The organism is Tundrisphaera macrotermitis (assembly GCF_051175315.1).
In the GTDB taxonomy this organism is placed as follows: Bacteria; Planctomycetota; Planctomycetia; order Isosphaerales; family Isosphaeraceae; genus Tundrisphaera.
Window position 1 is genome coordinate 5,511,592 of record NZ_CP195100.1, and the last position, 13,024, is coordinate 5,524,615.

9 protein-coding genes are annotated in these 13,024 nt (G+C 68.7%); 5 read left to right on the forward strand and 4 right to left on the reverse strand.

Annotated elements, in window-relative coordinates:
• From TA3x_RS22370 to TA3x_RS22380, 3 genes are read right to left on the reverse strand one after another with little or no spacing between them, the layout of a single operon-like run.
• Positions 1–720, reverse strand: coding sequence for a YceH family protein (locus TA3x_RS22370; RefSeq protein WP_435016893.1), 720 nt, complete (start codon positions 718–720; stop codon positions 1–3).
• A gap of 57 nt (positions 721–777) precedes the next feature.
• Positions 778–2,511, reverse strand: a complete 1,734-nt coding sequence (locus tag TA3x_RS22375) for an ArnT family glycosyltransferase (protein ID WP_435016894.1) — start codon at positions 2,509–2,511, stop codon at positions 778–780.
• A 24-nt stretch (positions 2,512–2,535) separates the two neighbouring features.
• A complete protein-coding gene (locus TA3x_RS22380) occupies positions 2,536–3,591 on the reverse strand; it encodes a Gfo/Idh/MocA family protein (RefSeq protein ID WP_435016895.1) in 1,056 nt (351 codons plus the stop codon).
• 200 nt (positions 3,592–3,791) lie between these two features.
• On the opposite strand from TA3x_RS22380, the gene TA3x_RS22385 reads away from it, so the two are divergent.
• The 5 genes from TA3x_RS22385 (at position 3,792) to TA3x_RS22405 (ending at position 12,132) form a co-directional block, all read left to right on the forward strand.
• Positions 3,792–5,075 carry a DUF3754 domain-containing protein gene (locus tag TA3x_RS22385; protein ID WP_435016896.1) on the forward strand — a complete coding sequence of 428 codons (1,284 nt, stop codon included), beginning with the start codon at positions 3,792–3,794 and terminating at the stop codon, positions 5,073–5,075.
• A gap of 218 nt (positions 5,076–5,293) precedes the next feature.
• Positions 5,294–7,396 carry a cytochrome c biogenesis protein ResB gene (locus TA3x_RS22390; RefSeq protein WP_435016897.1) on the forward strand — a complete coding sequence of 701 codons (2,103 nt, stop codon included), beginning with the start codon at positions 5,294–5,296 and terminating at the stop codon, positions 7,394–7,396.
• Between the two features lie 1,478 nt (positions 7,397–8,874).
• Positions 8,875–9,993: a cytochrome c biogenesis protein gene (locus TA3x_RS22395; protein WP_435022409.1), complete on the forward strand. Its 1,119-nt coding sequence runs from the start codon at positions 8,875–8,877 to the stop codon at positions 9,991–9,993.
• A gap of 79 nt (positions 9,994–10,072) precedes the next feature.
• Positions 10,073–11,464 carry an alkaline phosphatase family protein gene (locus TA3x_RS22400; RefSeq protein ID WP_435016898.1) on the forward strand — a complete coding sequence of 464 codons (1,392 nt, stop codon included), beginning with the start codon at positions 10,073–10,075 and terminating at the stop codon, positions 11,462–11,464.
• 26 nt (positions 11,465–11,490) lie between these two features.
• Positions 11,491–12,132, forward strand: a complete 642-nt coding sequence (locus TA3x_RS22405) for an adenylate/guanylate cyclase domain-containing protein (protein WP_435016899.1) — start codon at positions 11,491–11,493, stop codon at positions 12,130–12,132.
• A gap of 4 nt (positions 12,133–12,136) precedes the next feature.
• On the opposite strand, the gene TA3x_RS22410 is transcribed toward TA3x_RS22405, so the two are convergent.
• A complete protein-coding gene (locus tag TA3x_RS22410; protein ID WP_435016900.1) occupies positions 12,137–13,015 on the reverse strand; it encodes a sugar phosphate isomerase/epimerase family protein in 879 nt (292 codons plus the stop codon).
• Between the last annotated feature and the right edge of the window lie 9 nt (positions 13,016–13,024).

Consider the following 13,024-nt stretch of genomic DNA (forward strand, 5'->3'; position numbering starts at 1 on the left):
TCAGGACCCGAGCGCGGATTTCAACTCTTGGACCTCGTCGGACAGCCGGCGGACGGCCTCCCGCAGCGCATCGACCTCGGAACGCAGGGCCGCCAGCTCGGCCGAGGGCGCGGCGGACGCCTCCGCCCGGGGGGCCGGTCGGGCCGGCCGGTCGGGCTCGTCGGGGGCATCGACGACGTTGGCATATTTGGCCCGCTCGCGGGCCAGGTCGTCGGGCCGGCCGAGGTTGTGGGTCACGACCACCCCGCGGCGGATCCCGGGCGGGGTCAGGGTGACGACCAGGTCCTTGGCGGCCAGGGAATCGAGCACCGCCTGGAGCGCCGCCAGGTCGGGCAGCGGCTCCATCCGGCTGGCCCGGGCGCGGAGGTCGCCGACCGACTGGGCGCCGCGGAGCAGGAGCTCGGCCACCACCGCCAGCTCGACCTTGCCGACCTTCAGCCAGTCGTACAGCGTGTGCTTCCAGCGGACCACCCGGCCGCCGGCCTCGACCATCACCACCGCCCCCTTCTTGCGGAGGCCCTGGAGGATGTCCTCGACGTCATCGGCGTCGAAGTTGGTGATCGGATCGCGGTTCGATTTCTGGTTCGAGCCGGTCACGATCGCGGCGATCGTGAGCGGGTAATACTCGGGCGTCGTCTTGGCCTTCTCGACCAGCACACCCAGGACCCTCCGCTCGTGGGCGGTGAGCGGGACCCAGGATCTTTCGACCGGCGAATCCATGAGACCTCGGGCGGATCGGGGGCTTGGGTACGGGAAAGGTCGGGCCGTTGCCCCACCTCATGGGCGAGCCTCATCGTAGCCGCCTCCGGGGCGCTCCTCAAGCCGGAGGGTGTCCACGCGGAAGATCGCGATCGTCGCATCGTCCGTGTCGATCAGGGGGGACAGCCCTTCCAACGCCCGGAAGTAGCCCGGCGGCCCCCAGGGTCCCCAGAGCAACGAGGACGAGACGGCCAGATACCGCGTGGTCGCCGATAGCCGGGGCGGCAGGTCGGCGGGGGCATGGTTGGCGTCGATCGTATAGGTCCGGCCGACCACGCCGTAGTGCGCGGGGTCGGTGTCGCCGAAGTAGTAGAACGTGAGGTCTTGCAGCTCGGGCCGTCGTCGCTGGAGCGCCGCCAGTCCCCGCAGGCCCTGTCCCCAGTCGAGATTGGAATCGGAGAGGATGCGCCGCCCGCCGATCGGGCCGCCGGCCAGCCGGTTGAAATAGGAGAGTTCGTGGGGATGGATCAGCCCCACCGACAGGCCCATCCCGGCCACGCCCGCCCACTCGATCAGGCGTCGTTTGCGATCTCCTTCCGCCAGGGCCGACATCCAGACGATGGCGGGGACAGCGACCGGGAGCAAATAGCGGATCCCGTAATTCCGCTTCGAAGCCAGGGACGCGATCAGGAGGAAAAGCAAAACGACCGCGATCGGGAACCAGCCTCGGTCGCGCAACCGCCCCGCCCGATCGGCGGGATGGCGAGTGAATCCCCGGGCCAGGAACAGGAGGGCGACCGCGATCGGGACCTTCACGGCCAGGGTCACCAGGTAATAGTAAGACCACCCGGCCTGCCGGGTCTCGCCCAGCAGGTAGCTGGGCCCTCCGTTCTTCTGGTGGGCCATCTGGACGGCGAACGCCACCCAGTCCTGCGGGAATGAGCGATGCGCGAGCCAGCCGACCCAGGGCCGCAAGAAACCGGGGAGGCGGGCGGCGATCGCGGGGTGATCGCCGCCGTGCGGGCTCAGCGGGATCGTCGCGAATCCGGTCAGCACCAGGTTGATGGCCGCCATCGCCGCGACGAAGCCGAGCATCCCCCGGAACACGACCCCGAGCGACGCGAGCCGGCCCGGCGCAGGTTCGCCGCGGGCCGCCGAGAAGCGGAGGTCGAGCCACCAGAGGACGGCCAGGATCGGCGGGATCAGGACCGCCGTGAACTTGCACGACCAGGCCAGCCCGGACAGCACGGCGCCCGCCCAGAAGGCACACCGGTCGCCGTCGCGGAGGAACCGCCAGAACGCGGCGAACCCGCCCGCCGAGGCGGCCACCAGGGGCATCTCCATCGTGGACAGGGCGCCGTGGGCGAGCAGGTTCGGGCTCAGGGCGAACAGGAACGCCGCCAGGGACATGGCTCGCGGGCCATACAGGCGTCGCGCCCACCAGGCCGTGGCGAGCAACGCGACCGCCGCGATCCAGAGCGACCCGAGCCGGACGACCGGCAAGAGCCGGGCCTGGTGGCCGATCGGATCATCGATCCAGTCGCCGCGGCCGAGCTGATCGAGGAGGTACAGGGTCGGGGCCTGCTGGATCTTCCAGAATGTGAGGGGAGAGCCCATGCGGGCGATCTCTGCCTGCTCCCCGGTCCTCCACCAATGGGCGGCGACCCGGAGGTAGGTCGTCTCGTCGTAGGTGGCGGAGCTTCGGCCCGCCTGGTCGGCCATCAGGGCCAGCATGATGACCAGGGCCAGGAGGACGGCCAGGCGGCAGGGCCAGGGGGTGGGCGTCCGGTCGGGTCGGTCAGTTTCACCCATCGAGGAAGCCTCCCGGCCGGGGGGTCAGCGGGGGCGGGCGGCCTCGATCCGGCGTCCGTCGTGGCGGCTCTGGCGGAGTGCCCCGATCAGCCGGGCCACCGCCAGGGCATCGTCCCAGCCGGGGGCCAGCGAGGGCTCGCCCCGGACGAGCCGGAGGAAATGATCGTTGAGGACCTCCCCGACCGACGGCTCCATCGGGAGGCGTTCCTGGTGGGTCCCGCTCTCGTCGGTCCAGTGGATCCTGTCGGGCATCTCCAGCCAGGCCACCCCCCGTTCCGCGTAGACCTGGATGCCGGGCGGGGGGAGGAACTTGGCTGCGTCGCCCCACGGGCCGCGATGATACTTGCCGACCGACACCTGGGCCGCGGCCCCCCCGGCGAATTCGAGGAGGAACGTCTCGTAATCGGGGTCGGGGCCGATGGCGTTGCCCTGCCCCGGATCGCCCGGGAAGATCACGCCGCCCCAGCCCTGAACCGACACCGGCTCGGACTGGAACACGAACCGGCACCAGGCGAGCAGGTAGCTGCCCGGGTCGATCAGGAGCGAGTTGGGGGCGATCTGGGTGGACGGGCCGGGCTGGCTCGATCGATCGAAGGCGGATAACCGGCTCTTGGAGACGACCAGCCGGGGCGCGCCGATCCGGGTGGCGATCAGCTCGCGGAGGCGGAGCGACGCCGGGTAGAACCGCCGGGCGAACTCCGGCATGAACGCAACCCCGCTCGCCCGGATCCGCGCGTCGAGACGATCGATCTCGTCGGGGTCGCTGGCCAGGGGCAGGGCGCAGTAGATCGGCTTGCCCGCGGCGGCGGCCAGGTCGATGGCGTGGAGGCCGAACCACTGGGGCGCCAGCAGGTAGACGGCGTCCACATCCGGCCGATCGATCAGCTCGGACAGCCCGGTCAGGGCCGCCGCGCCGAGCTGGGCGGCCTCAAGCTCCGCGCGCCGGGCGACCTGATCGTAGACGGCGGTGACCCGGAATCGGTCGGCCATCCGCGCCAGGGCGGGCTTATGCCGGGCTTCCCAGAGTCGCCCCAGGCCGATCACGCCGATCCGGAGTCGGCCGCTTCCAGGTCGGATCAACTCCGCCTCCGCCCGCGCCTTGCGTTTGTCGATCACCCCGATCAGCCGGCATCCCAGAACCTGCAGGCTACCAGGTCGCTTCGAAAACGGCCAGCCATCGCCGACAGCCGGGGCGGCGAACCGCGAGTTGAACCGGCCCGCGAGACATCGCGTATAATGACCAGGGGGGTGTCCCCGTCCTTCGGGCCCAGAGGTCGCGCATGGCCACCGATTCCCAGCAACCCTCGCTCGATCCGGACCTCGATGAAGAAGTCGTCGATGCGCTCCCGCCGATCGTGGACGAGGAACTCACCCTGCCGACGATCGACATCCGCGATCGGGCCCTGCCGGTCCGCCAGGGCGACCTGACCCGCCTGCTGATCTCCCAGCCAGAACTCACCGACGAGCACCGCGAGCAACTCCGGAAATTCTCCGGGCTGCTGGGGGCGATTTTCCACAGCGAGTTCTACCAGACGCTCCACGAGCTCAAGGAGCGGTACGGGCCCCTCGACCCCGACTCGGACTACATCCGGCTCCGGGAGCACACGATCCGCCGCACCGAGCAATCCGACGAGGAGTTCCTGGAGCCGTTCGAGGTCGCCCTGGAACGCGCCAACTATCGCCGCCTGAACGTCGACATTATCAAGGATGCGGTCGCGGCCCCCAATGAGATGGGCCTGACCTACGTCCCCAACTTCAACCTGTTCGAGCACCTCCGGATCTACGCGCGGGGCTATACCAAGATCCGTCGCGTCTTCCGCAGCGCCAAGACGAAGTTCAAGAAGCGGACGATCACCCTGGACGCCTATCAGCGCCTGATCGTGGCCCTGAAGTTCCGCCCCGGCCTCGACGACCCGTTCATCCGCACCGACGTCCTCTATCTCCGCATGTTCAAGGACGTCCCGCACGTCGACATGGAGATGCACCTGCCCGAGCAGGGGACCAAGGTCCGGATGCGCTGGATCGATAAGGCCCAGATCGCGTCGCCGGTGGTGATGGGCCTGCCGACCCTGGCCTTCAAGCTGTTCTCGGCCTTCACGATCAATCCGATGCTCCTGGCGCCGATCCTGATCGCCCCGGTGTCCGCCGGCGTGAACTCGTTCTTCGGGTTCCAGCGGGCCAAGGCGAAGCATCTCTCGTCGATGATCCGGAACCTTTACTACCTGACCCTGGCCAACAACGGGAGCGTCCTGTATCGCCTGATCGACTCCGCCGAGGAGGAAGAATACAAGGAGACCATGCTCGCGTATTTCTTCCTCTGGAGGTCGTTGCTCCGGGGCACCGGCGAGGAATGGAATCAGGCCGGGCTCGACGCGGAGATCGAGGATTTCCTCAAGCAGTTCTCCGGCGTGGAGATCAACTTCGAGGTCGAGGATGCCCTGGTCAAGCTGTTCCGGCTCGGCCTGGCCCGCCGCGACTCGGTCGGCCGGATCCATATCGTGCCCATCGATCAGGCGATCGTCGTGCTGGATCGCCTCTGGGACAACATGTTCCGATACAGCTGACCCGTCCGCGCCGCCCGTCGGGCCGGATTCCGGGGTGCAGGCCGAAATCCGATGTTGACAGGACGCGAAAGTTTAACAACGATTCAACAATGGGTCGAGGTTTGATCCGACTGGCCCCTCGGCTTCCGACCGTCTACAATGGCCGTGCACGCGACGACGCGTCGGATCGATCGCCCCGCCCGCCCCACCCGGACGCCACCCCCGCTGAGTGATCCATCATGGCGACCGCCACCAAGGTTCCTCCGTCACCTCCGCCCGCCCCCGGACCCAAGGCCGGATCCTCGCGGTTCCTGCGTTGGTTCGATGCGATCTTCCGGTTCCTGGCATCGCTGAAGCTGGCGGTGATCTCGCTGGCCACCCTGGCGGGAGTCCTGTGCTATGCCACGTTCTTCAACTCGTGGCACGGGCTGACGGCCGCGCAGGAAGTCATCTATCAGAGCACGGGATTCGCCCTCCTGCTGGCGTTCCTGGGGATGAACATCCTCTGCGCGGCGCTGATCCGCTATCCCTGGACCAAGCGTCAGACCGGGTTCGTGATCACCCACGCCGGCCTCCTGATCGTGATCTTCGGGTCGTGGTGGAGCGCCCAGTATGCCGACGAGGGGCAGCTCGGGATGCTGGAAGGGCAGACGTCGAGCCAGCTCATCCGCACCCACAAGCCGGTGATCCTGGTCAAGGCGATCGACCCCCACACCGGGGGCGAGACGGGGACGTTCACGCTCCCGTTCCGCCCCGGCTCGTTCGACTGGCCGGAAGGGAAGACGGAGACCCTGTCGCGGTCCGAAGACCCGTTCAAGCTGACGATTAAGAAGTTCTACAACGCCTCGGGCCCGCGCTGGAAGCACGTCGAAGATCCCCAGGGAGCCCCGATGATCAAGCTCCGCCCGATGGCGACCCCGCCCGGTGCCAGGGAGCCGATGGACGTCTTCGCCACCGCGGGCCAGAACCCCGACCGTAATCACTGGATGGTGCTGCGGCCCGAGAATCCGGTCCGCAAGATCGTCCGCGACGTGACGCCCGCCCGCTATTCCTTCAGCTATGCCGATCGTCCCGAGGCGATGGAAGACTTCCTCCACCCCCCCGAGGACACCGGCAAGGAAGGGGTGGCGCGAGTCCGATACACCGACCGCGCCGGCAAGGATCGTCTCCTCGACATCAAGGTGGATGACGCCAAGGCCGGCGATCCGATCCCTCTGTCCGATAGCGACCTGGTGGCCTCGTACGTCCGGACGACCCACACGCCCGTCACCGACCCTCGGCTGTCCGAGGCGTTCGGCGGGGTCCTGGACATCGTCGAGTTCGACGTACGCAAGGGGGACGCCCCTGCGGTCAAGCACAACGGCTATGCCGGCCTGCCGATGATCCCCAACGTCATCCCCGGCCGCGACAACCCGGGGGGGGAGTCGCCCCAGCCCCTGATCCGGCTCGACTACTTCTACCCCCCGATCGTCGATCCCCAGGTCAATCGCCTGTTCGGGGTGGTCGAGGTGATGGGCGACCAGGACGGGCGGCTGGCCTATCGCGTGTACGAGCGGGGCACGCCGGCCAAGCTGCGGTCGTCGGGGATGCTGAAGGTGGGTGAGGAGGTCACGGCGTTCGGCGGCAACCCGAACATGCCCATGACCATGACCTTCCGCGTCGAGGAGTACTTCACCAAGGGCCGGGAAGACCTCTATTACGGTTCGGTCGACCTGCCCAAAGAGAAGAAGGACAACGCGATCTCGGCGGTCCTGGCCGAGATGACCGTCGACGGGAAGACCAAGGAGGTCTGGCTCCGCCGCTCGGGCACGTTCGATCCCGACTACCAGACGGTGACCTTCCCCGGCGGGATGTACGAGGTCGCCTTCGACTCCGATCGGCTCGACCTCGGCTTCTCGCTCAAGCTGAAGGACTTCGACGTCGGATTCGACCCGGGGACCAACCAGGCGTCCACCTTCCGCAGCGAGGTCGAGCTGACCGACAAGGCGGCCAAGATCGAGAACAAGCCGATCTCGATCTACATGAACCACCCGCTGGACTATCGAAACTGGCGGTTCTTCCAGTCCAACTACGTCCGCTACGTCGACCCCGAGACGAGGCAGGAAACGGGCGAATTCCAGTCGATCTTCCAGGTCGCCAAGGATCCCGGACGCGAGATGAAATACGCCGGCTGCATCATCGTCGTGCTGGGCGCGTTCGTCCAGTTCTACATGAGGGCCGGGCTCTTCTCCGACGGGGGCAAGCTCGAACGGGAGCGTGCCGCCGCCCGGGCCAAGAAACGGCTCGCCGCCAAGGGCAAGTCCCAGGCCTCTGCCGATGCCGACGAGGCCATCGACCTGTGAACCACGATCGGCCCACCCACCCGGCCAGGAGCTTGCACATGCGACGACGATTCAAGTGGTCGGGATCGGCCCTGGCCTTCGGGCTGATGGCCGCCCTCGCGCAGACGTCCGCCCCGGCCGAAGACCGGGGGGCGACCCCGACGTCCGGTTCCACCAAGCTGGGCGATACCCCGGCCTACAAGATCCTGGGCCAGCTGCCCCTGATGCACACCGGAAGAGTCAAGCCGCTCGACACGGTCGCCCGCGAGGAGATCAAGGAGATCTACACCCGCGAGTCGATCAAGCTCTTCGACGAGAAGGGGGAGGCGGTCGCGACCTGGTCGCCGGTCGCCGCGTTCTTCGACTTCACGGCCCGCCCCAAGTTCTGGGACGCCCAGCCGATCATCGCGGTCGAGTATCTCCCGCTCAAGCGGATGATCCTCGCCGACGCGATCAAGGCCGAGCTGGAGGCGATCGCCAGCAAGTCCGGGGTGGCCAAGCCCCTGGCCGATCGCCTCAACACGCTGGCCAAGGCCGAGGCGATCACTGCCGAGGATCTCAAGGCCCTGCTCAACGAGGGCCAGCTCGCTCCCGACGACGCCCGGGACATCGCGAAGTGGGCGGCGAAGGTCGGCGAGGGGCAGAAGTGGCTCGCCCCCGACGACCTCAAGGACGCCGAGATTACCGTCGAAGGGCAGAAGACCCCATTCCTCGCCTGGGTCGACGGCATCTCGCGTAGGGGCCGCGGCGCCGCCGGGGCGATGGGAGGCGACGAGCCCAAGCTGAGCGAGATCGAGCGCAAGGGCTTCGAGGTCGGGATGCGCCTGGCCAAGTATCGCGCGATCCGCGACCGCGAGACGTTCTCGGTCATCCCCCTCATGGCCGTGCCGCACCCGGTCAAGGAGGCGTTCCTGGCCTATTCGGCCGCCGCCTTCGAGAAGGCCCGCAACGAGGGACCGGCCAGCCTCGGCCCGCTCGAACGCGAGGCGGCGATCACCCTGGACAAGTACCTCAACGACCAGCCGCGCAAGGACCGGGCCCTGCCCGGCACCGACAAGGAATTCGACGCCAAGTACCTCGGCTGGCTCAAGGAGAAGTCCGCCTGGATCCCGCTCGGCCTGATCCGCGAAGTCCCCGTCGATGAGCTGGCCCGAGCCGGGTATCCGTCGGGCAAGGTGCAGGCGTTCCGCGACGCCTTCCAGGCGGTCGAGGAGGCCGAGCTGGCCAACCCCGGCCGTGCGGCCCAGGGGCCGGCGGCGAAGCTGGTCGATGCCGCCCGCGACCTGGGGATGACGGTCAACCCGACCCTCTACCCGGGCCCGGAGGCGATGGCCCGCGAGGCCAATTTCAACGCCTTCGCCCCGTTCTACAAGGCCCCGGTCGCCTACGGCCTCGGGGCGCTCCTCCTGATCGCCAGCCTGGTGACCTCGGGCCTCGGGGCCAGCCTGCAGTCGAACCTGCTGGCCAAGGCGTCGCGGATGTCCTACCTGGGCGGGATCATGGGGTTCGCCGCCGGGATCGGCCTGGAATGCTACGGCTTCCTCCAGCGGATCCTGATCTCGGGGTGGGCCCCCGTCACCAACCTCTACGAGACGGTGATCTGGGTCGCCCTGATCACCTCGGTGATCGGCCTGGTGCTGGAGGCGGTCTATCGCAAGACCTACGCCGCCCTCGCCGCGTCGGGCATGGCCCTGTTCGCCACCCTGCTGGCGGCCAACGTGCCGATGCTCGACCCGGACATCTCCGGGCTCCAGCCGGTGCTGCGGAGCAACCTCTGGCTGTCGATCCACGTCCTCACGATCGTCTCCAGCTACGGGGCTTTCGCCCTGGCCCTGGCGCTCGGGCTGGTCGCGACGGCCGACTACCTGGCGGCGACCTATCGCCGGACGGCCAGCTTCGGCGAGATCCTCTCGCTGCTCCTCCCCGGCCTCCCCCTGCTCGGGCTGGGCGTCGCCACCTCCTACGCGTCCTATGGCCACTTCGGGGCCTCGGACGTGATCCAGGACTACGGTTTCTACCCCGGCATGATCATCGGCAGCATCGGCGGCGTCCTGACGGCCACCTCGCTGTTCGCCGCGCTCGGCGAGATGATCAACCGCGCCCTGTTCCGCGACCCCGCCGCCGGCGGCGACCCGGCGATGGCGGCGGCCGGCGAGGAGGCCCGCACTCGCTCGATGCGTGCCACCGCCGCGCGGATCAAGCCGATGTCGGGCTTCATCTACCGATCGATGCAGGTCGGCGTCCTTCTGGTCGCGCTGGGCACGTTCCTGGGCGGGTGGTGGGCCGACGTCTCCTGGGGCCGCTTCTGGGGCTGGGACCCGAAGGAAGTCTGGGCGCTCATCACCCTGCTGGTCTACCTGATCCCGCTGCACGGCCGGTTCGCCGGCTGGGTCAACACGTTCGGCCTGGTGATGTCGTCGGTCGTCTGCTTCCTCTCGGTGCTGATGGCCTGGTACGGCGTCAATCACGTGATCGGCGTCGGCCTCCATGCCTACGGCCTGACCGAAGGGGGCGGGCAGGGCGTCGTGGGGATCACCACCCTGGCCGTCCTGAGCTTCGCCGCCGGCGCCGCCTGGCGTCGCCACCTCTCGAACCTCAAGCCGGTCGAGGCGGCCTGAACGGTTTGGATTCCCCCGATCTCGGAGGGCCCGGGCGGCGAGCGACGCCGCCCGGGCCCGACTCCTTTGAGGCCCCGTCGTGGATCAGCCGACCCCCCCCTTGATCCTGATCGATGCCCCCGGGCTGACCGGGCGCCTCCTGGAATACGCCCCCAGGTTGCGGGCCCTGGCCGGGTCGGGCTGGAGCCGGCCGTTGCGCGAGGTGGCGCCGGCCGTCACCTGCACCGCCCAGGCGAGCCTCCTGACCGGACTCCCCCCCGACGGGCACGGGATCGTGGGCAACGGTTGGTTCTTCCGGGACACGGGCGAGGTCCGGCTCTGGCAGCAGTCCAACGCCCTGATCCAGGCGGAGCCGTTGTACGTCACCGCACGACGGCGTGCCGCCGAGCGCGGGCGATCGTTCAAGACGGCCAAGCTGTTCTGGTGGTTCAACCAGGGGGCGGCGGTCGACGTCAGCGTGACGCCCAAGCCCTACTATGCGGCCGATGGCAACAAGGCGTTCGGGATCGCCGGCACGCCCGAGGGGCGGACCGACGCCCTGGAGCGGGAACTGGGCAAATTCCCGTTCCACACCTTCTGGGGGCCGGGCGCCGGCCTCGCCTGCACCCCCTGGATCGCCCGCTGCGCCGCGAGCGTCGCCCGCGACGATCGGCCCGACCTGACCCTGGTCTACCTGCCCCATCTCGACTACGACCCGCAACGCTTCGGCCCATCGGGCTGCGATATGGCGCGGCTGGTCGGGGAACTGGACGACGCCTGCGCCCCCCTGCTCGACCAGGCCCGGGCCATGGGGGCTCGGGTCTGGGTGTTCGGCGAGTATGGCCATTGCGACGTGTCGCGGGCCGTCCCCCTGAACCGGGTCCTGCGCGAGGCGGGATGGCTGGCCGTCCGGCCCGGGCCGTTCGGCGAGGTGTTCGATCCGTTCGGCAGCCGGGCGTTCGCGGTGTGCGACCATCAGGTCGCCCACGTCTACGTCAAGGACCCGGCCGACATCCCCCGCGTCCGCGATCGCCTCGGGTCCGAGCCGGGCGTGGACCGTCTGCTGGTCGGCGAGGAGCGCGGGACGATCGGCCTCGATCATCCCCGATCGGGCGAGATCGTGGCATTGTCGACCCCCGACGCCTGGTTCGCCTACCCGTTCTGGCTCGATGACCGCCGGGCTCCGGATTATGCCCGCACCGTGGACATTCACCGCAAGCCGGGGTATGACCCCTGCGAACTGTTCCTCGACCCGAAGATCAAGGCGCCCAAGCTGAGGCTGGCGCGGCGGCTGATCCGCAAGAAGCTGGGGTTCCGCACCCTGTTCGACGTGATCCCGCTCGACCCCGGGCTCGTCCGAGGCTCGCACGGCCTGCCCGCCGCCAGGGTCGAGGATCGGCCGATCCTGATCGGCGACGGCCCCGCCCCGGCCGAGGATCTGGGCGTGGCCGATGCACATCAACTCCTGCTCGATGCCCTCGTACCGGGTTGAATCCCGACCGGCCAGGAATCGAACCGATGGACATCCAGATCCCCCCCGCCGAGTCCCGCGCCAATCATGCCCTGCTCCGCCGCCTGCTCGCGGAACGCAACCGCGAGCCGGAGCGGGCCGAGTCGATCGACGGCCAGATCCGCGAGGCCTTCGAAAGGACCGCCGCGGTCCTGGTCATGGACATGGTGGGCTTTTCCCGGATCTCGCTCCGGAGCGGGATCATCCATTACCTGGCGATGATCGCCGAGATGGATCAGCTGGCCCGCCCGCCGATCGCGGCCCACGGCGGGATCGTGCTCAAGCAGGAGGCTGACAACCTCTTCGCCCTGTTCGACACCCCCACCCAGGCGTATCGCGCGGCCCTGGCGATCTTCGACGCCTTCGACCAGGCCAACGTCCGGGCCTCGGACGATCGCCACATCCGGGGCTGCATCGGGATCGGGTTCGGCCCCCTGCTGGTGATCGACGACGCCGACGTCTTCGGCTGCGAGATGAACCTGGCCTGCAAGCTGGGCGAGGACCATGCCGCTGCGTCGGAGATCCTCCTGACCGCCGACGCGTTCGCGGCCCTCGAACCCGGCCTGCCCCCGACCGAGCCCGCCTCCTACCACGTCGCGGGTGTCCCGATCCATTGTCATCGGCATCGGCACGGGGCGGCCGAGGGCTGAGTCCTCAGGCCGGGCCGAGGATCTTGTCCATCCGGGCGACGACGTCCTTCATCTTGTCGAGGTCGCCGTAGCCGACCTCGGCCGTGATCCATCCGTTGTAGCCGACGTCGATCAGGGCCTGGCGGACGGCGGGCCAGTCGATTTCGCCTTCGCCCAGCGGGTAGCTGAACCGCTTCTGCTTGCCGTATTCCTTGATGTGGACCTTGAGGGTGCGCTGGCCCAACTCGCGGATCCACTCCTGGGGATAGCCATACTCGACCACGTTGCCCACGTCGAAGTAGGCACCGAGGGCCGGGCTCTTGAAGCTGTCGACATACTCGACGAACGCCGGGGCGGAGAGGAGAAACTTGTTCCAGACCTCCTCGATGGCGATCTTGATCCCGGCGGCCTCGGCCTCGGGCAACAGTTCGCGGATCGCCTTGCTCGACCGCTCCTCGACCTGCCGGTGCGAGACGTTGGGGCCGACCACGCCCGGGACCAGCAGCACCGTCGTGCCGCTGTAAGCCTTGCAATCGGCGATCGAGGCCCGGATGGCATCCATCCCCTTCTTGACCACGGCGAGGTCGGGGCTGGAGAGGGGGCTCTTCCAGTGCTCCGAACCTGAGACCCCGTGGATGATCAGTCCCGTCTCGTCGCGGGCCTTGAGCACCTCGTCGCGGTCGAGCTTGTTGGGGCTGATCAACTCCACCCCGTCGAATCCCGCCTCCTTGAGCCGGAGGAAGTCGGGGCGGATCGCCCCCGACGAGGTCCCCAGCATGAACGCCTTCTTCCACCCCCCCTTGGCCGGCGCATCGCCCCGGGCCAGGGTCGGTGCCAGGCCCCCGGCGGCCATCGTGGCCCCGGCAGCGAGCAGGAAGGAACGGCGGTCGATCGGAGGGGTCATGGTCGGGCC

Coding starts and splice junctions, on each gene's coding strand:
- TA3x_RS22370 (WP_435016893.1), bottom strand. CDS start 720: ATGGATTCGCCGGTCGAAAGATCCTGGGTCCCGCTCACCGCCCACGAG.
- TA3x_RS22375 (WP_435016894.1), bottom strand. CDS start 2,511: ATGGGTGAAACTGACCGACCCGACCGGACGCCCACCCCCTGGCCCTGC.
- TA3x_RS22385 (WP_435016896.1), top strand. CDS start 3,792: ATGGCCACCGATTCCCAGCAACCCTCGCTCGATCCGGACCTCGATGAA.
- TA3x_RS22390 (WP_435016897.1), top strand. CDS start 5,294: ATGGCGACCGCCACCAAGGTTCCTCCGTCACCTCCGCCCGCCCCCGGA.
- TA3x_RS22395 (WP_435022409.1), top strand. CDS start 8,875: ATGGGGTTCGCCGCCGGGATCGGCCTGGAATGCTACGGCTTCCTCCAG.
- TA3x_RS22405 (WP_435016899.1), top strand. CDS start 11,491: ATGGACATCCAGATCCCCCCCGCCGAGTCCCGCGCCAATCATGCCCTG.
- TA3x_RS22410 (WP_435016900.1), bottom strand. CDS start 13,015: ATGACCCCTCCGATCGACCGCCGTTCCTTCCTGCTCGCTGCCGGGGCC.